Consider the following 20,661-nt stretch of genomic DNA (forward strand, 5'->3'; position numbering starts at 1 on the left):
ATATTTTTTAAATAAAATTTAAAACTCTTTCCAGAGCCATACCTCTAGACCCTTTAATAAGTATTGTTTGCTCATTAAAAGCTATAGTTCCTAAATAAGTAGCAAAAGCGTCAAACGAATCAAAGAAATGGAAATTCTCTTTATCAGCTTTATGCTTAAAGAAAGAAGGTCCTATGAAATAACAATTTGTTTTATTCTCATTCAAAAGTGATGTTACAATAAACTTATGTTCTTGATCACTTTCTGAACCAAGCTCAAACATATCTCCCAAAATCATGACTTTATTTTGCTTCTCTAATTGAATGAAATTCTCGATTGCAACAGCCATACTACTTGGGTTTGCATTGTATGCATCCAAAATAATTTCGTTAGTTCCCTTTACTAATAATTGCGAACGATTATTCTCGGGTATATAACTCTCTAAAGCCTCTTTTATAGCAGAATCTTCTATCTTAAAATACTTTCCTATTCCCAGTGCTGCACTTATGTTATTGGCATTATACAGTCCAATTAAATGCGAAGTAATAGTTTCATTGCCAAAACCTAAAACCACAAAAGGATTTGCTGTAATGGTGCTTATAACAACATCACCACTAGTATTTTTATATCCGAATGAAAATTTCTTTATCGCACTTGTTTTTTCTACCTGAATAGAATCATCCAGATTGACAAACGCAACTTTATCATGAGCAGAAAGATAAGTATACAATTCACTTTTCCCTTCTATAACTCCCAAAATCCCTCCAAAACCTTCAAGATGTGCTTTCCCAAAATTGGTCACATATCCAAAATCCGGCTGAGCTAATTCGCATAAAAACTCTATTTCTTTTTTATGATTAGCTCCCATTTCTACAATTCCAATTTCAGTTTCTTTAGTAAACGTCAATAGCGTTAAAGGAACACCAATATGATTGTTTAAATTTCCAACAGTTGCTTTAGTATTGTACTTTTTAGAAAGCACAACATTAATCAGCTCCTTGGTTGTCGTTTTCCCATTACTTCCTGTCAAAGCAATAATAGGCAATTGTAAATAAGCACGGTGAAATTTTGCTAATTCTTGTAATGCAATCAAACTGTTTTCGACCAAAATAGTTCTTTGATCAATAAAGTAAGATGCATTATCGATAACTACAAATAACGCTCCTTTTTGCAAAGCCTCTTCTGCGAATGTATTTGCATCAAAATTATCTCCTTTTATAGCAAAAAACATTGAATTTAATTCAATTTTACGAGTATCTGTCGAAACTGACTGGCATTGTAAAAACAAATTATGAATGTGAGCAATATCCATTTTAAAACAGATTTAAAACAATAAAAGCCCTAATCAAAGGGCTTTTATTACTATTATTAAATTTCTTAATTTCTAGGTGATTTTCTTTTTTCAGATTTAGGTCCTACTCTTGACATTGCACATCTGAAACCAATGTAATCAGTTGCCATATCTTGAGGGAAATATCTTCTTTGAGCTGGATCTAACCAATATGCTCTATCTCTCCAAGAACCTCCTTTGTAAACTCTAACATTATCATTTACTAAAGTTGTTCTTTTGCTAGACTTATCATATTTTCTAACCATGTTACCTAAACTATCTGTGGTAACATTATGCTTAGGAGAATTGTACATTGCTTGTTTTGCTTTATCAGCAGCAGTTTGCTCTTCTTCTGAAGCTCCGAAATCATAATATTTAGATGATTGCTTATCTCCATCTCTATAATTGATATTATCACTTGTAGAGAAGTTTTGTCTCAAATAAGTCTCTTGCTCATCAACAGGTACTTGTGCAATATCTCCAGGGAAATTTCTTGCTACAATTTTACCATTGCTTAAAGTATCATATTTGATAGTTTCTTTAGTAACGATTTCTACTTTACCGTCTTTGCCAATTTTATTCTTAGCATACAAGTTACCTCTAAAGTAGTTAAAGTCATTTGCTTCATTATCGATAAGAGGTCTGTAAACATCGGCAACCCATTCGGCTACGTTTCCAGCCATATCATACAATCCAAAATCGTTTGCAGGATATTTTTTCACTTCATTTGTAATATCTGCACCGTCATCAGACCATCCAGCTATACCTCCGTAATCTCCATTACCTTGTTTAAAGTTAGCCAATTGATCACCTCTTGTTGCTCTTTTTCCAGAACGAGTATAATCTCCAGACCAAGGGTATTTCTTTTGTCCTTTATAAATGTTGTATTCTCTTTGTCCAACATCTGCAGCAGCAGCATATTCCCACTCTGCCTCAGTTGGTAATCTATATTCTGGTAAGATAATTCCAGAAGAACGCTGTGCATAAACATTTTTAGGCTCTTCAGCAGCATCTCCTTTTTTAGTTCTTCTTACTTTTTTACCTTCTTTTAAAACAATTTCTTCGTTTCCTCCAAATGTAGATGTAGGAGCGATTAAATATGTTTCAGTATTAAAGTTGCTTTCAGCATTAACATCATCTGTTTTAGCACCTTTTTTAAGGTATCCATTTTTTTCAAGAACTGCTTCGTTTACACGGTTAGTTCTCCATTTACTAAACTCAACTGCTTGAATCCAGTTCACACCTACTACAGGATAGTTGGCATATGCAGGATGTCTTAAGTAGTTATTGGTCATAGTTTCATTATAACCTAAACGATTTCTCCAAACTAAAGTATCTGGCGAAGCTCCTTCATATATATGTTTGTAATTTTCTTCTGTTGGTGGAAATACTTTTTTCAACCACTCAAGGTATTCTAAGTACATCATGTTAGTCACCTCAGTCTCATCCATATAAAAAGACTGTACGTGTTGTTGCGTTGGAGTATTGTTCCAATCATGCATTACATCATCCTGAACCTTACCCATGGTAAACGTTCCTCCTTCTACAAAAACTAATCCAGGTCCTGCTTGTTGTTTTTTGTTAGAAACATTTTGTGCCGTTCCATTAATACTATTAACGTCCCAACCCGTAGCTCTTGATGCACTCGAACTAGATTTTTTACTACAGCTAGCCATTCCCAGAACCAATGTCATAGATAACATTAACTGTAAGGCCATAATTTTGTTTACTTTCATACTCTTTAGTAGGTAATAATTTAGGTGCTGCAATATAATAATTAAAATTAATTCGCAACATCAATTATAAAACAATTATAAAAATTTCATGTACCTGATTCTTGTAAAATCATCTCACATAACTTGAACGCAAAAATATACTTTTTATTATTTACTATAACACTAAATACTATATTTTTACTTGGTATAATACAACTATATCATTTTTGTCAAAGCGCGCAATGAAAAAGACCTTATTAACCTGTTTTATCTTACTATATATCAGCTCTTTCGCGCAGACGAAAGATGACGTTATTATAAATTGGCTCGATAAAAAAGACATGTATTTTGGAGAGTTTAAAGTCAATGCCCCCCTGTTTTCGGGTAATAGCTACCACTTAAACTCCGATACAAAGACAATTTTTTACGCTTTAAACCTTACGCAATTCAATTATTCTGAGAACAGCACCGTCCAATTATCTAATATTGTTTACGAAACAATTTCTGAAAATGAACTGGGTGATTTAACATTAAAAAACATCCCAAAAACTATTAATGAAACGTTAAAAATCTCTTCTGCGAGAGGAATCAATCAAGCTTTACTAACCCTGTCACCAATAATCAATAACGGAACAGGATACAAAAGAGTAAAATCTTTTACCTATAATATAATAACCAATTCTCAAAACAATACTACCTCAAGAGCATCATTAACCAGAAAGAATGCAAACATCACCAATTCTGTTTTATCATCTGGAGATTGGTATCGAATTTACATTGAAAAATCCGGTGTATATAAAATCTCCAAAAGCTTCTTGCAAAATTTAAACTCAGATTTGACAAAAGTCAACCCAAAAAAGATAAAAATATTCGGAAATGGTGGTAGAATGCTTCCTTTATCCAACTCATCTTATTATCCTAATGACTTAACAGAAAATGCAATTCAGATCATTGGCGAAAATGACGGAAGTTTTGATAACGACGACTACATCTTATTTTATGCCGAAGGAGTCGATACTTGGAACGATGAAAGCAGAACCTATAGTAACTTATACGATAACAAATCATACTATTATATAACGACTCAGGGAGGTGACGGAAAAAGAATCACCCAAATGCAACCACCATCAGGAAGCAGTACCATAAACCTCTCAACATTTGATGACCATCAATATCACGAAAAAGACCTGATAAACATAACACATCTTGGTAGAGAATGGTATGGCGAATCTTTTGAAATCGACAACGAACAAGAGTTTGAGTTTAGCTTTCCGAATATCGACACTTCAGTTCCTGTAAAAATACAAGTCAAGACAGCTTCTGCTTCATACACAAACACGTCTTTTAAAGTTGCTGCAAACGGACAAGATATAGCTACTACAAATTTTCCCGCAATAACACCCAATTCAGAAATTAAATTTTATACCGACTCATTACCTTCCAACAAAACATTTACAGGATCCGAAAACATTAAAATAAAACTTAACTACAATAATAGTGGTGTTCCCGGATCAAAGGGATACTTAGATCAAATTAAATTAATTGCTAAACGAAAACTACAAGGCTACGGAAAACAATTTCTTTTTCAATACGACTTAGCTAGTTCAAGCATCGGAATTGCCAGTTACGATATCACAAACACAACCAGCATTGCCCAAATTTGGGATGTCACTGATATATATAATGTAAGCACTATTGAAAACTCTAATCAAAACACAATAAGTTTTAAAGCACAATTAGGAGAAATAAGAAAATATGTAGCCCTCGATCCTTCCGACTACTACATCCCTTTTAAAGATAACAAAACCAAAATTCCTAACCAGAACTTAAAAGGAACACTTTTAAAAAACAATCAAGGCGCTTTTCAAGACATTGATTATGTAATTATCGCTCCCTCTTTTTTAATGAATCAAGCCGAAAGACTAGCATCCTTCCACAGATCTCATTCTAACTTAAGCGTAAAAGTAATTTCAACTGAATCTATCTACCAGGAATTCTCATCTGGAAAACAAGATATAGCCGCCATCAGAAACTGCATTAAATACATATATGACAATGCCTCTACTCCTGATAAAAGAATTAAATACGTTAATCTTTTTGGAGATGCTTCTTTCGATTATAAAAACAGAATCAATAATAACGGAAACATTGTACCTATATATTACTCCTTAAGAAGTAATAGTACAGGAGAAGCTTCATTTGCATCTGATGATTTTTATGGATTAATGGATAATGACGAAGGCAATGTAGTTTCTTTTTTTGGAGGAATAGATCTCGCAGTAGGAAGAATGCTTGTTAATGACACTAAACAAGCTGACGAAATGGTTAATAAAGTACTAGAATACCATGACATTAAATCTTACGGAAACTGGAAAAATAACTTCGTACTAGTTGCAGATGATTCCGATAAAGCTTCGGATGCTACATTACAAAGCCGACAAAATAAATTAGCTGATGTTATAGGTACCGAAAAACCTTTTTTCAATATTGATAAAATCCTCTTAGATTCCTATACACAAGAAGCTTCAGCAGGAGGATCAAGATATCCCAAAGCACGAACTGACTTATTTGATGCTTTCGAAAAAGGCGCGCTCGTTTTTAACTATCTAGGACATGGCGGTGAAGATGGATTAGCAGGCGAACGTATTTGGAGCAAAGCTGATGGGCAAAATCTAAACAATCAATACAAGTATCCATTATTTATAACCATAACCTGCGAGTTCTCAAGATTTGATGACCCAACGAGACCTACTGCCGGTGAATATACATATTGGAATCCTAAGGGAGGCGCTATCGCTATGCTTACAACTATAAGATCTATCGGACAATTTAGCGCTGAAAACTTCAATGACATTTTATCAAAAAACTTATTGTCATACGGATCCAACCAATACACAACCATTTCCGAATCATTACGACTATCCAAAAACAGCAATCCAAGCTCTTCTAGCAATGTTATTGTATATATAGGTGACCCAGCTTTAATGCTTGCTATCCCAAAACCAAAAGTAAAACTCACCAAAGTAAATGATGTTGTTATCTCCCAACCAATTGATGATTTAAAATCGCTGTCAAAAATTAAATTATCGGGAGAAATAACAGATGAAAACAATAATTTATTAACAAACTATAATGGTGAATTAACTACTGCGATATTTGATAAATTAATTATATCTTCGACACTCAATAATGATGGCTTTAGTCCCCCAATGCAATTTAACACTTTGGGAGAAACTATTTTTAGAGGAAGTGCATCAGTAACCAATGGTTTATTTGAGTTTAGTTTTGTAGTACCAAGAGACATCCGAATCCCTGTAGGGAACGGAAGAATTAGCTTTTACGCCAAAAAACAACAACTTCTTGAGAACCAAACGGGTTACGATACAACAATAAAAATAGGTGGAATAAACGAAAATGCACCTCAAGACAATAATAGTCCAAAAGTGCAGTTATATATGAACGATGAAACATTTGTATCAGGAGGGGTTACAAATGAATCTCCTTTTTTACTTGCAAATCTTGAAGATGAAAACGGGATAAATACCGCAAGTGGAATAGGACATGACATAGTTGCAATTTTAGACGGAGACGTTAGTAATCCTTATATATTAAACGATTATTATCAAACCAAGTTAGACGATTACACGCATGGAACATTACGTTTTCCATTCCGTAATTTAGCAGTAGGATTGCACACCGTTTCGGTTACAGCATGGGATGTATACAACAACCCCGTTACAACCGAAATTCAATTTATTGTTTCAGGTGATGACTCAATAACATTAACGCATGTTTTAAATTATCCGAATCCGTTCACAACCTATACTGAGTTTTGGTTTTCACACAACAAACCTTATGAACCCTTAGAAGTTCAAGTACAAGTAATGACAATTACCGGAAAGGTTGTTTGGACAAAAAATCAAATTATTACTACCGAAGGTTTTTTATCTCGGGATATAACTTGGAATGGAAGAGACGATTTTGGCGATCGAATTGGCAAAGGTGTTTATATTTATAAACTAACTGTAAAATCGAACACAACAAATAAAAAAGCAGAAAAAATTGAAAAACTTGTCATACTTTAATTAAATATTATATTTGTTTACTATTTTAAAACCTAGATGAAAAAACCTACCCTCATTTTAATTTGCCTTTTTGTTATTTCATTAGCAAAGGCACAAGAAAGAACTATTACAACTGCAGTACCTTTTTTATTAGTAGCTGCCGACGCTAGAGCAGCAGGTATGGCCGACCAAGGTGTCGCCACATCTGTAGATGCATTCTCTCAACAATGGAATCCCGCAAAATACGCCTTCTCCGAAGACAAACAAGGGTTTTCTGTTAGTTACACTCCGTATCTTACCGATTTGGTAAATGATGTCTCTTTAGGACAAATAACCTATTATAACAAAATAAACGACCGAAATGCATTTGCAGCAAGTTTCCGTTATTTTGGATTTGGTGATATCGAATTAAGAAGAACCGATAGTCCTGATGAGCCAGTAAACATTGTATCGCCTAACGAACTAGCTTTTGACGGTTCTTACTCACTAAAGCTTAGCGAAAAATTCTCGATGGCTGTAGCAGGAAGGTACATACGTTCCAACCTAAAAATAGCTTCTGAAGAAATAGATGCTAAACCTGCAAGTTCATTTGCAGTAGATGTAGCTGGTTTTTATCAATCTGAAGAAATTGCTTATAACAGCTTTAACGGAAGATGGAGAGGTGGTTTTAATATTCAGAATTTAGGACCTAAGATGAAATATGATAGTGATGAACTCAATGCTAACTTCCTACCAGCTAATTTAAAAGTAGGTGGAGGATTTGATTTTATCCTAGACGATTACAACAAACTAGCTGTAGGCGTAGAATTTAGTAAATTATTAGTTCCTACACCTCAAGATCCAGATTTAGATGGCGATGGTACAGTTACTCTGCAAGAAAGAATGCAAAACAATGAAGACTACCGATCAATAGGTTGGGTATCTGGAATTTTCCAATCTTTTGGTGATGCTCCAGGTGGTTTTAGCGAAGAGTTAAAAGAGATTACTTATAGTATTGGTGCCGAATATATGTACCAAGATGCATTTGCATTCCGATTAGGATATTTTCATGAAAGCCCAGAAAAAGGAGCTAGAAAATTCTTTTCTTTAGGAGCAGGCTTCAAGTACAATGTAGTAAAAGTAGATGTTTCGTATTTATTCTCTACTTCAAACGTAAAAAATCCATTAGAAAACACACTTCGTTTCTCACTAACCTTTAACTTTGGCGACAAATACGAAGTATATTAATAAATAAAATTCACAATTATAACAATCCAAATTTCACTTTCGTGAAATTTGGATTTTTTTTCCTAAATACATAATGAAAGAAATATCTATTACAACGCAATTTTCTGTTTTTGAATCTATCGAAGAACTTTCAAAAGACACTCAAGACTTAATGAACGAAGCAATCGCTATTCGCAAAAAAGCATACGCCCCTTATTCTAAATTTAGAGTTGGAGCTGCATTACTTTTAGATAATGGCCAAATTGTTTTAGGTTCTAATCAAGAAAACGCAGCTTATCCATCGGGGCTTTGTGCAGAACGAGTAGCAATTTTTCATGCAGGAGCAATTTATCCTGATGCCAAAATTTTAAAAATTGCCATTACAGCAGCTTCAGATACGAATCAAACAAAAGCTCCAATCCCTCCTTGTGGATCTTGCAGACAATCAATTGCAGAATATGAAATAAAACAAGAGACCCCTATCGAAATTTATTTCATGGGAGAAATAGGTGTAATTTATCAATCGGCATCCCTAAAAAATTTACTTCCATTCATGTTTGATAAAAAGTTCTTGTAAAAAAAACCAAAAATTAGCTTTTAAATTTTACTTCTTAGTAGGAATGTCTTATTTTTGCATCCCGACCCTTCGGGCGCAAATTTGTGGGAGGAAACTATTTTGCGTTATAGGCAACAATTGATAACAGAAACACTTTAGCAAAAGAAAGAATTCAGATGAAAGAAGTTACAAAAGAGGTATATTTAAAGTGGTATGAAGACATGCTACTTTGGAGAAAGTTTGAAGACAAACTAGCAGCATTGTACATCCAACAGAAAGTAAGAGGTTTTCTTCACCTATACAATGGTCAAGAAGCTGTACTAGCTGGTGCATTGCATGTCATGGATTTGACAAAAGATAAAATGATAACTGCATACAGAAACCACGTACAACCAATTGGTATGGGTGTGGACCCAAAACGTGTAATGGCTGAACTTTTAGGAAAAGTAACAGGAACATCTAAAGGAATGGGTGGATCTATGCACATTTTCTCAAAAGAACACCGTTTTTACGGAGGTCACGGAATTGTAGGTGGACAAATTCCTGTAGGAGCTGGTTTAGCTTTTGCAGATAAATATTTTGAAACAGGTGGTGTAACTATGACCTATTTTGGTGATGGTGCAGCAAGACAAGGTTCTTTACACGAAGCTTTTAATATGGCTATGTTATGGAAACTTCCAGTTGTATTTATTGTTGAAAACAATGGATATGCAATGGGAACTTCTGTAGAGAGAACCGCAAATCATACTGATATCTGGAAACTTGGTTTAGGTTACGAAATGCCTTGTGGACCAGTTGACGGAATGAATCCAGTGAAAGTTGCTGAAGCTATGTATGAAGCTGTTGAAAGAGCTCGTCGTGGTGATGGTCCAACATTCCTAGAAATGAAAACATACCGTTACAGAGGACACTCAATGTCTGATGCACAATTATATCGTTCTAAAGAAGAAGTAGAAGAATACAAAAAGATTGACCCAATTACACAAGTTCTTGATGTAATAAAAGATCAAAAATTTGCTACTGAAGAAGAAATTGAAGAAATTGACCAAAGAGTAAAAGACTTGGTTGAAGAGTGTGTGAAATTTGCTGAAGAATCTCCATATCCGGAATTACAACAACTTTACGATGTAGTATACGCACAAGAAGACTATCCATTTACACCTCATAAACTATAAATCATGGCGATAAAAGTAACAATGCCTCGTTTGAGCGATACTATGACGGAAGGAACGGTAGCAACTTGGCTTAAAAAAGTAGGAGACAAAATTAGCGAAGGAGATATCCTTGCTGAAATTGAAACTGACAAAGCAACAATGGAATTTGAGTCTTTCAATGAAGGAACTCTTTTATATATAGGAATACCTGCTGGAGAAACTGCTCCAGTAGATTCATTATTAGCAATTATAGGAAACGAAGGCGAAGATGTTACGGCATTAATCGCTGGAGGAGACGCTCCTGCTGCAGCTCCGAAAGCTGAAGCTGCAAATCCAGAAGCAAAAACAGAAGCACCTGCTCCTGCAAAAGCTGCAACTGAATTGCCAAAAGGTGTTATTGTAGTAACTATGCCTAGATTAAGTGATACTATGACTGAAGGTACAGTTGCAACTTGGCTTAAAAAAGTTGGTGATGCTGTTGCTGAAGGTGATATTCTTGCTGAAATCGAAACTGACAAAGCAACAATGGAATTTGAGTCTTTCAATGAAGGAACATTATTATACATTGGTATTCAAGAAGGAAACACAGCTCCTGTTGATAGTTTATTAGCTATCATCGGACCTGCTGGAACTGATATTTCTGGTATTGCCCAAAACTATACTGCTGGTGGTGCTCCTGCAAAAGCAACAGAAGAAACTAAAGCAGCTCCTGCACAAGAAACAGCAGAAACTGTTGAAGTAGTTAGCGACGGAAAAAGAATTTTAGCTTCACCTTTAGCAAAGAAAATTGCTTCAGATAAAGGAATCCAATTATCTCAAGTAAAAGGATCTGGTGAAAACGGACGTATCGTAAAAAGCGATATCGAAAACTTTACACCTGCTGCAGCAACAACTACACAACCAGTTGCTACCGCGGCTCCAGCTAAAACTCCTGAAGTTACTGCTGCTGCGCCAAAAGTTTTTGTTCCTGCTGGTGAAGTTTTCACAGAAGAGATCAAAAACTCGCAAATGCGAAAAATCATTGCTAAACGTTTAGCCGAATCATTGTTTACAGCTCCTCACTATAACTTAGTGATCGAAGTAAGCATGGACGAAGCAATGACATCTAGAGCTACAATAAATAGCGTTCCAGATACAAAAGTATCTTTTAACGATATGGTGATCAAAGCTTGTGCTTTGGCATTGAAAAAGCACCCAAAAATTAACTCACAGTGGAAAGAAGATGCTATCATCATCAACCACCATGTAAATATTGGTGTTGCTGTAGCTGTTGAAGATGGATTAGTAGTTCCTGTATTGAAATTTACAGATGCTATGAGTTTATCTCAAATTGGTGCTAGCGTGAGAGATCTTGCTGGAAGAGCTAAAAACAAAAAACTTGGACCACAAGAAATGGAAGGAAGTACTTTTACAGTATCTAACCTTGGAATGTTTGGTATTACAGAATTTAATTCTATCATAAACCAACCAAACTCTGCCATCCTTTCTGTAGGTGCAATTGTAGAGAAACCAGTAGTTAAAAACGGTCAGATTGTAGTAGGAAACACAATGATGTTATCATTAGCGTGTGACCACAGAACAATTGACGGTGCAACTGGAGCTCAATTTTTACAAACATTAAAACAATACATCGAAAGCCCAGTTACAATGTTGGCATAATTTTAATGTCAGCCTGAGCATCCCAATCCCGAAACTTCGGGACGGAAGATGGTTATTTATAATAAAATCCCGTTTTGTTTATTCAAAACGGGATTTTTTGTTTAATTTCCCTTCACTAATTCAATTCTTCATAAAATGAAAAAACTAATCCTTGCTACTTTATTCCTGACCGTAATTGCCTGTCAGAAAAAGGAACAAACCGAAAAAGTAGCTGTTGTTACAGATGAACACAGTTATTCTAAACCTGAACTTGCTGTTGTAAAACACTTAGACCTTGACATTAAAGTTGATTTTGAGACACAATCCATTACAGGAAAAGCATCTTGGGAAATTGACAACATTAGCAAAGGCAACGAAATAATCTTTGATGAAAACACCCTTAACATCACTAAAGTAACTCTAGGTGATGATGAAAAAGAAACCAAATTTAAGCTAGGCAAAGAAGTTGAATTCCACGGAAAACCTCTTCATATTACAATTGAACCAAATACAACCAAAGTAAATATTTACTACAGCACTAGTAAAGATGCTGTAGCTTTACAATGGCTTACCCCTGCACAAACAGCAGACAAAAAGAAACCATTCCTATTCTCTCAAGGAGAAAGTGTTTGGTCACGTACCTGGATTCCGTGTCAAGACTCTCCATCAATTCGATTTACTTATAATGCAAAAGTTACTGTTCCTAAAGACTTAATGGCCGTAATGAGTGCTGTTAACCCTCAAAAGAAAAATGATACCGGAGTTTATACTTTTAAACAAGACAAAGCAATACCATCTTATTTAATGGCAATTGCAGTTGGAGACATCGAATTTCAATCAATCGATGATAGAACAGGTGTTTACGCAGAACCATCAATGCTAAAAAAATCAGCTTGGGAATTTGCTGAGCTTGGAAAAATGGTAGTTGCTGCCGAAAAACTTTATGGCCCATACCGTTGGGGACGTTATGATGTATTGGTTTTACCACCAAGTTTCCCTTATGGCGGAATGGAAAATCCTAATTTAACTTTCCTAACTCCAGGTGTTATCGCTGGTGACCGTTCTTTAACTAGCTTATTAGCGCATGAATTAGGACATAGCTGGAGCGGAAACTTAGTGACCAATGCAACATGGGATGATATTTGGTTAAACGAAGGTTTCACCACTTATGTAGAACATAGAATTGGTGAAGCTATTTTTGGAAAGAAAGAATTTGAAATGCAAAACGTTATCATCCGTAAAGAATTAGTTGATAATGTAGCTGAATATGGAGATACAAATCCTGACACAAGATTAAAAGTAAGCCTTACAGGAAGAAATCCTGATGACGGAATCAGCATGATTCCTTATGTAAAAGGATATGCTTTTTTAAGAGTTATTGAAAATGCCGTTGGACGTGAAAAATTTGACGTTTTCATTAAAAACTATTTCGATGCACACGCTTTTAAATCTATTACAACTGATGATTTTATTAAATACTACAATGAAAACCTTATAAAAGGAGACAAAGTACTTGCTGATAAAATAAAAGCCGAAGATTGGATTTACAAACCTGGAATTCCATCAAATATTACCCCAGTAAGTTCTGCAGATTTTGATGCAATAGACAAAATTCAGAAAAGCTGGAGAGAAACTGGCGTAAAAGGATTAAGTAAAAAAATCACAACAACTGCAGAAAAACAACATTTTATAGATAATCTGCCAACAGACATCACTGCAAAAGAAATGGAAGCACTTGATGCTGAATTTAATTTTACAAAAGGAGGTAATTTCGTTATCAAACGTCAATGGTTTATTCCATCGATTCGCTATAAATACACGGCTGCTAATCCTGCGATTGAACAATTTTTGATTTCAAGCAGCAGAACCGGATCGGTAATGATGCTTTATAAAGAAATGGCAAAAACTCCTGAAGGAAAAATTTGGGCAAAACAAATTTTTGACAAAGCTAAATCTGGTTATCACGCAACAACCGTTCAAGCTGTTGAAAGCATTTTAAAATAGTATTCTGTTTCAGTTTTCAGTTGCAGTTTTCAGCTTACAATCTGACCGAAGACTGCAACTGAAAACTGCAAAGCAAAAAATCCCCAGTTACACCTTGTAATCGGGGATTTTTTTTATTCTTATTTGTCATTCCTGACCTAATAAACGAAAAATATTCTTATGAAAACAATTGCCCTAGCCCCGATAGAAGTGAAAATCCTTTTGCTTTTTTCTTTAAAAAGCAAAAGATTGTAACGAATAGCGGGATTAGCTTCTAAAAAAACACCTCCGGGAAAATTGTCCATCACATAGCGTAAATCCTCCATGTTCTAGATTCTGTAATCGTCACACCTTTGTAATATCAAAAGACAACAACAAATAAATAACATAAAAATTAAATACGATGACACGATTAACAGCATTAAACCCAGAAGAAGTAACAGGAAAAACTAAAGATTTATTCAACGTTGTACAAGCAAAATTGGGAGTTGTTCCGAACATGATGAGAACAATGGGGAATTCTCCAGCAGTTCTAGAAGGATATTTAAATTTAAGTGGCGCTCTAAGTCATGGAAAATTGGGTGCAAAAACAGGAGAACTAATTGCCTTAGCAGTTTCAGAAAGTAATTCATGCGATTACTGCTTAGCAGCTCATACCTTTATTGGAGAAAAACTGGTAAAAGCAGATCCAGCCGTTTTACAAGCAGCAAGAACAGGAAACTCAACTGATGCAAAAATCGAAGCTGTTTTACAATTTGCTAAAACCTTAATTAGTAAAAATGGCTTAGTAAATGATGAAGACGTAAACAAAGTAAAAAATGCAGGAGTTACTGATGCTGAAATTGCAGAAACTATTGGACATGTAGCTTTAAATATTTTAACAAACTACTTTAACAATACAGCAAATACAGAAATTGATTTCCCAGCTGTTTCGAGTTTAAATTAATTCATGCAAAAACACTTTATAAAGATAGTTGTGAGTTCTTTTCATGACTATCTTTATATTTCAAAAACAAAAAAAAATCATGAGTACTCAGAATGTTTTCACTTTAATTAATCCACAAAATGGCAATTTAGCTTTTAAGCTTCTTCCTTTTGATAATAATATTCATTTTGACCATTTGCAGCGTAATAATTATTTTTCCTTAATTTGGGTAACCAAAGGAAAAGGAAAAGTAAAAGCTGATTTTGCCGAACATCATTTTGAAGAAAACTCACTCCTAGCCTTTTCTCCTTATCAACCCTTTATGCTATGTGTAAGTGAACCAATTGAAGGAATTGCAATTCATTTTCATCCAGACTTCTACTGTATTCACATGCATCAAAAGGAAGTTTCTTGCAATGGTATTTTATTCAACAATGTTTACCAACCGCCTTTTACAATTATTACAGAACAAGCTGCAGCAACTTTTAGAATGGTTTTAGAACAAATGAAAACCGAAATTCAAAATGCTGAATTGGCACAATATGAATTATTGATTTCCTATCTGAAAATATTTTTAATTACCGCTTCACGACTAAAGAATGAACAATTAGAAGAAATGAAATCATTACCTAATTCTAAAGAACCATTTATTCTTCAGAATCTGAAAGATGCTATTGAACTCAATTTTAAAACCAAACATTCCGCAGGAAATTATGCCGAATTACTTAATATCTCCCCAAAAGCGCTGGCAAAATTATCTAAGACTTATTTCAATAAAACATTAACCGATTTAATTGCCGAAAGAATAATAATCGAAGCCAAAAGAGAATTATACATGACCAACAAAACAGTCAAAGAAATTGCATACGAATTAGGTTATGAAGACGAACATTATTTCAGCCGATTTTTTAAAACCAATGCTGATGTTTCACCTCAAATTTATAGGGAAACAGTAGGCTTTGGAAAAATGGAGGCTTAATTTTTATTTTTTGCCTCAATCCATTTAGACATATATTTTGTACTTCTCATTGTATGAAATTGCAACATACTGCCTATAAAATTATTATTACGATGAGATTCTAAATTAGATTGCAAATATGAAATCATTTCAATAAAATCTGCCGAAAAATTATCTTTTAAATAACGCGTATTAATAATTTCAATTCCTTTTATTTGAGCTTCATTCCACAGATTTCGATCTTGATATAACGTTACTGCTGCTTTAGCCAAATCTTCGGCATCATCAACAATAAAACCATTCCAAGGCAAATCACCATTCATAGCTTCCGCACCTATTGTTGTAGTTACACTTGGTGTTCCAGATTGCATTGCTTCAACTAATTTCCCTTTTAATCCCGCACCAAAACGTATCGGAGCTAATACTATTCTAGATTTCTGCACTACTTCCTGAGCATTATCAGCACGACCCATAATATAAAAACCAGATTTAGGTTGATGCAATTGCAAAACTTTTTGTGAAGGATATGCTCCATAGATATTTAAAACTGCATCTGGTAATTGTTTTTTTATCAAAGGCCAAATAACTTCTTTCAGATATTGAACAGTGTTCCAATTAGGCTCATGCAGAAAATTACCAATAAAAACAAAACCTGTCCTTTCCTCAAAAGAAGGTAATTCCTTTAATATATCTTCAGAAATTGGATTCAATAAAAAAGGTAAATAATATAATAAAGCTGTATCAATTTTAAATACAGATTTTAATAATTCCATTTCAAACTCAGAAATCATCAAAGACAAATCACAACGCAAAATACTAGCAATTTCTCTCTTTGCAACTTCTTCTGAAAATAAATCACTAACTACAAAATTTCTATTTTCTTTGAATGCTTTTTGACGAGCTTGACGTAAACAATGCAAATCCTCAGTATCTAAAATACGCAATGCGTCAGGACAATTTTCAGAGACACGCCAACCAAACTGTTCTTCAATCATAAATCGATCAAACAAAACAATAGATGGATTCAGCTCTTTTATAAAATCATCAAAACTAGAACAGTTTAAAGCAATCGATTTTTTTTCGATCCCTAACGCTCGTAAATCAATCATAAAATCACTATCCAAAGCTGGACTAGCAAATGTGATTTCAAAATCTTGTTCTTGAAAAATTGAAATTAATTGCATCATTCTCCCCCCTGCCGCCGATGAATTTGGCTCAGGCCATACAAAACCAATTATTAAAAGCTTTTTAGGCTCACTCATATTCTCTTCTATTTCTACTACAAAATAATACTATTTAAGCGGCAATATCATCATTAAATCCAAAAATCGGGAATAAAACACTAATTTTGTAGGTTATAAATAAAATATCATGTTAGGATTAAAATTAGCTACAGACCCACGTTGGGTAAACATTGTCGAATCGAATATCGAAGAAATTCTTACCGACCATGCGTGGTGTGAGCAAAAAGCAGCCTCAAATGCAATTAGCTTAATAACATACAATTCAGAATTAGAGGAATTAGTAACCGAAATGTTGATTATTGCCAGAGAAGAATTAGAGCATTTACAAATGGTACATGACATTATCAAGCAAAGAGGCTTGACACTTGGTCGCGAAAGAAAAGACCACTATGTAAATGAGCTTTTTAAATTCATGAAAAAAGATGGTAGTAGAAAAGATGCACTCTGTGATCGTTTATTATTTTCAGCTATGATTGAAGCTAGAAGTTGCGAACGTTTTAAAGTTCTTTCAGAAAACATTAAAGACCAAGAATTAGCCAAGTTTTATCGCGATTTAATGATTTCGGAAGCAGGCCATTATACCACTTTTTTAGGGTTTGCCCGAAAATATACAGACAATATTGACATTGATAAACGTTGGAAAGAATGGATTGAATACGAAGGTTCTATTATTACCAATTATGGAAAAAGCGAAACTGTACACGGATAAAAACAACTAATAATTATACTTATGGCAAAAGGGAATATAAAATCCATTTTATATAGAATAGTAAAATATATTGGAATAGTGCTAGTCGTTATTTTAGCGCTACTTTTTATAACGCCTTATGTTTTTTCGGATAAAATAAAAGAAGAGATAAAGAAAACAGCAAACAAGAAACTTAATGCTGAATTAAATTATTCAGACGCTAATATCTCCTTCTTTCATCATTTCCCATCATTAACTTTAACTTTAAACGATTTAAAACTAAATGGATCTGCTCCATTCGAGAAAGAGAATTTTGTTTCAGCAAAAGAGGTTTCCTTCGGAATAAACATTAGCAGCTTAATATTTGGTAAGACAGTAAGTATTGATCAGATTTACTTATCAGATTCCTTTATCAATGTAAAAGTTAACAAAAATGGAGAAGCAAATTATAACGTTTATAAATCATCATCTGTCGAAGCTGAAAAAGCAACAGACAGTAGCGATACTTCTTTAAAACTAGAAAAAATTGAGATTTTAAACAGTAAAATTATTTACGATGACAAATCAACCAATGTACATCTAGATGTATTTGGCTTTAATTATTCTGGAAAAGGAGATTTAAGCAAAGATATTTTCGATTTATATTCAAAAGCTAAAATCGAAAAACTTAATATTTTATATGAGAACGAACCGTACTTAATGAATAAAAAGGTTGACGCCGATTTAATCACTAAAGTAAATGTAAACTCCTTATCATTCTTTTTTGAGCAAAACAATTTAAAAATAAATCAGCTGATAGTTGATTTTAAAGGAAAATTTGACTTTTTAAAAGATGGTTATAATATCGATTTTATAATAAAGTCAAATAATAGCCAATTACATGATGTCTTTACAGCGTTTCCTCCAAAATTTGTTACCTGGTTATCAAAAACAGATTTAAAGGGTAATACCAATTTATTACTTACCCTAAAAGGGAAATATATTGCTTCTCAAAATATAGCACCAGATTTAGACTTAGATTTAAAAATAAATGATGGATATGTAAACTATAATAAAAGTTCATTCCCTATCTCAAATCTAAATCTAGACATAAACACAAAGCTACCTTCATTAAATCCAGATTTATTAGTTGTTGACGGGAAAAATTTAGCCTTGAATATTAATAAAGATTATTTAAAATCTAAATTCTATGTAAAAGGAGTAAATACACCTGACTTAAATATAGATTTAACCAGTCAGATTGATTTAGAGAAACTAATCCAGGCATTTGGAATTCCTGATATCGAAATAAAAGGAAATCTTATTGGAGATATTAAAGCAAAAGGAGTATTTGATTTAAAAAACAAATTATTCCCTGTAACTTCTGGAACAATTAACCTAAAAAATGGATATTTAAAAACTCAATATTATCCGAATCCAATTACAGACATAACTATTGTTTCAGAAATTAAAAATCAGAAAGGGACTTTTGATGATTTAAAAGTAAAATTATCACCTGCACAAATAACATTTGAAGGAAAACCTTTTTATATAGATGCTGACTTATATAATTTTGATGACCTTACTTATGATGTAAAAGCCAAAGGGGAACTGGACATAAGCAAAATATATAGAGTATTTTCTCAAAAAGGGCTAGATTTAGATGGTTCTATTAAAGCAGATTTAGTTTTAAAAGGAAAACAAAGCGATGCCGAAAAAGGAAATTATAGCAAACTCCATAATAAAGGAACGCTAGAAATTAAAAACATCGGAATAGTTTCTGAATACCTACCTAAGAAGTTCATTATTAAAGAAGGTCTTTTTAAAATAAACCAAGACAAAATGTTCTTTAAAAACTTTTTGTCTACATACGGACAATCAGATTTTAAAATGAATGGCTATTTACAAAATGTTATCAATTTTGCAACAACCAAAACTGGAGTTTTAAAAGGTTCATTTGTCATAAATTCAAGATACATTAATGCCGATGAATTTATGTCGACAACTACTACTCAAACAAATAGTACGACAGCTACTTCTAGTACAAGTACTGAAGCTCCAAAAAATGAAGTAGTACAAACTGGTGTAATTATAATTCCAAAGAATTTTAATTTACAATTTCAAGCAAATGCACAGAAGGTAAACTTTAATAAACTTGCTTTAAATAATGCCAAAGGAAATCTTAAGATGAATAAAGGCATTCTTACCATGCAGAATACAGGTTTTAATTTAATAGGTTGTGAAGTTGCTATGGACGCAACATACCAGGCTCTAACAATGAAAAAAGCTTTGTTCGACTATACCATTAAAGCAACAGATTTTGACGTTAAAAAGGCCTATAATGAGATTGAGATATTTAGAAAAATGGCTAGTGCTGCAGAAAAAGCACAAGGAACTATTTCTTTAGATTACAAATTAAAAGGAAGGCTTAACGCCAAAATGGAACCTGTCTATCCTTCCTTAGTTGGTGAAGGAGTTGTATCTGTAAAAGATATCAAATTGTATGGCATGAAAATGTTTAATGCTGTAAGTAAAACAACAAGCCATGAGGGAATAAAAAATCCTGAAATTTCAAAAGTAGATATTAAGAGTAGTATTAAAAACAATATAATTACTCTAGAACGATTCAAATTTAAATTTGCAGGCTTCAGACCTAGAATAGAAGGAACAACAAGTTTGGATGGCAAACTAAACATAAAAATGAGATTAGGCTTACCTCCATTAGGAATTTTAGGAGTTCCGTTAATAATAACAGGAAACAAAGACAATCCAAAAATAAAAATAGGAAGAAAATCAGATGATTTAGAAGAAACTCAAGATACAGAAGACTAACAAATCTCTGAAATCTCACAATTATTACTAAACCTGCTCAATCGAGCAGGTTTTTTTATGCTTATATATGAGATAAAATTTCATTCGACTTATTCAAGCAACCCTTTTTAGATATTACTATTACTTCTTTTAAGACTATAATTTCAATCATTACAATAAAAACGACATAAGAGGTTAAAGCTATTCAAAATTATTATTTGTAAGCCTTAATATATACTTCATTCAAGATAACAACAGAATACATTATCCGAAAGTTTGTTCCGTAGCGTTTGTAACGCTATTTCAAGAAATTGCACAGAGGTTAAGACAGAGACCCTTTTTTATTAAGCAATACAATTGTTTCTCGCAAAGTCGCTAAGACGCAAAAGACTGTTTAAGCATAAAACGATCATGATATAACACAATAGTCT

General features: G+C 33.5%; 13 protein-coding genes. 10 read left to right on the plus strand and 3 right to left on the minus strand.

The window, feature by feature from the left end; translation table 11 throughout:
* Positions 1–7: 7 nt before the first annotated feature.
* Positions 8–1,291: a UDP-N-acetylmuramoyl-tripeptide--D-alanyl-D-alanine ligase gene (locus AC3IPI_RS02705; RefSeq protein ID WP_489156967.1), complete on the minus strand. Its 1,284-nt coding sequence runs from the start codon at positions 1,289–1,291 to the stop codon at positions 8–10.
* A 65-nt stretch (positions 1,292–1,356) separates the two neighbouring features.
* Positions 1,357–3,045 carry a gliding motility lipoprotein GldJ gene (gldJ, locus tag AC3IPI_RS02710; protein WP_039111810.1) on the minus strand — a complete coding sequence of 563 codons (1,689 nt, stop codon included), beginning with the start codon at positions 3,043–3,045 and terminating at the stop codon, positions 1,357–1,359.
* Positions 3,046–3,266: 221 nt separating this feature from the next.
* Here gldJ and porU point away from each other — a divergent pair, with 221 nt between their 5' ends.
* The 8 genes from porU to AC3IPI_RS02750 all read left to right on the plus strand — a co-directional run bounded on the left by porU (position 3,267) and on the right by AC3IPI_RS02750 (position 15,529).
* Positions 3,267–7,109, plus strand: coding sequence for a type IX secretion system sortase PorU (gene porU, locus AC3IPI_RS02715; protein WP_489156970.1), 3,843 nt, complete (start codon positions 3,267–3,269; stop codon positions 7,107–7,109).
* 36 nt (positions 7,110–7,145) lie between these two features.
* Positions 7,146–8,315: a type IX secretion system outer membrane channel protein PorV gene (gene porV, locus AC3IPI_RS02720; protein ID WP_489156972.1), complete on the plus strand. Its 1,170-nt coding sequence runs from the start codon at positions 7,146–7,148 to the stop codon at positions 8,313–8,315.
* Between the two features lie 73 nt (positions 8,316–8,388).
* Entirely contained in the window at positions 8,389–8,871 is a 483-nt protein-coding gene (cdd, locus tag AC3IPI_RS02725) for a cytidine deaminase (RefSeq protein ID WP_039120156.1), read from the plus strand.
* Between the two features lie 155 nt (positions 8,872–9,026).
* Positions 9,027–10,025, plus strand: a complete 999-nt coding sequence (pdhA, locus tag AC3IPI_RS02730) for a pyruvate dehydrogenase (acetyl-transferring) E1 component subunit alpha (RefSeq protein WP_489156974.1) — start codon at positions 9,027–9,029, stop codon at positions 10,023–10,025.
* 3 nt (positions 10,026–10,028) lie between these two features.
* The gene (locus tag AC3IPI_RS02735) at positions 10,029–11,663 is read left to right on the plus strand and encodes a dihydrolipoamide acetyltransferase family protein (protein ID WP_489156976.1); all 1,635 of its coding nucleotides are present in this window, start codon (positions 10,029–10,031) and stop codon (positions 11,661–11,663) included.
* A 135-nt stretch (positions 11,664–11,798) separates the two neighbouring features.
* Positions 11,799–13,646 (plus strand): hydrolase/aminopeptidase, encoded by a 1,848-nt coding sequence (locus AC3IPI_RS02740; protein ID WP_489156978.1) that lies wholly within the window; start codon positions 11,799–11,801, stop codon positions 13,644–13,646.
* Between the two features lie 382 nt (positions 13,647–14,028).
* The gene (locus AC3IPI_RS02745) at positions 14,029–14,571 is read left to right on the plus strand and encodes a carboxymuconolactone decarboxylase family protein (protein WP_489156980.1); all 543 of its coding nucleotides are present in this window, start codon (positions 14,029–14,031) and stop codon (positions 14,569–14,571) included.
* A gap of 79 nt (positions 14,572–14,650) precedes the next feature.
* Complete coding sequence (locus AC3IPI_RS02750; protein ID WP_489156982.1) at positions 14,651–15,529, plus strand: helix-turn-helix domain-containing protein; 879 nt, start codon at positions 14,651–14,653, stop codon at positions 15,527–15,529.
* Here the strand turns inward: AC3IPI_RS02750 and AC3IPI_RS02755 are convergent.
* On the minus strand, positions 15,526–16,770 hold the full coding sequence (locus tag AC3IPI_RS02755; protein ID WP_489156984.1) for a glycosyltransferase: 1,245 nt from the start codon (positions 16,768–16,770) through the stop codon (positions 15,526–15,528). The two genes, AC3IPI_RS02750 and AC3IPI_RS02755, sit on opposite strands and share 4 nt — an antisense overlap.
* Before the next feature lie 109 nt (positions 16,771–16,879).
* On the opposite strand from AC3IPI_RS02755, the gene AC3IPI_RS02760 reads away from it, so the two are divergent.
* The gene (locus AC3IPI_RS02760) at positions 16,880–17,461 is read left to right on the plus strand and encodes a MiaE family protein (RefSeq protein ID WP_035623806.1); all 582 of its coding nucleotides are present in this window, start codon (positions 16,880–16,882) and stop codon (positions 17,459–17,461) included.
* A gap of 21 nt (positions 17,462–17,482) precedes the next feature.
* Complete coding sequence (locus AC3IPI_RS02765) at positions 17,483–20,251, plus strand: AsmA family protein (RefSeq protein WP_489156986.1); 2,769 nt, start codon at positions 17,483–17,485, stop codon at positions 20,249–20,251.
* Positions 20,252–20,661: the final 410 nt, after the last annotated feature.

The sequence above is a fragment of the Flavobacterium sp. GL_143 genome, assembly GCF_057834355.1.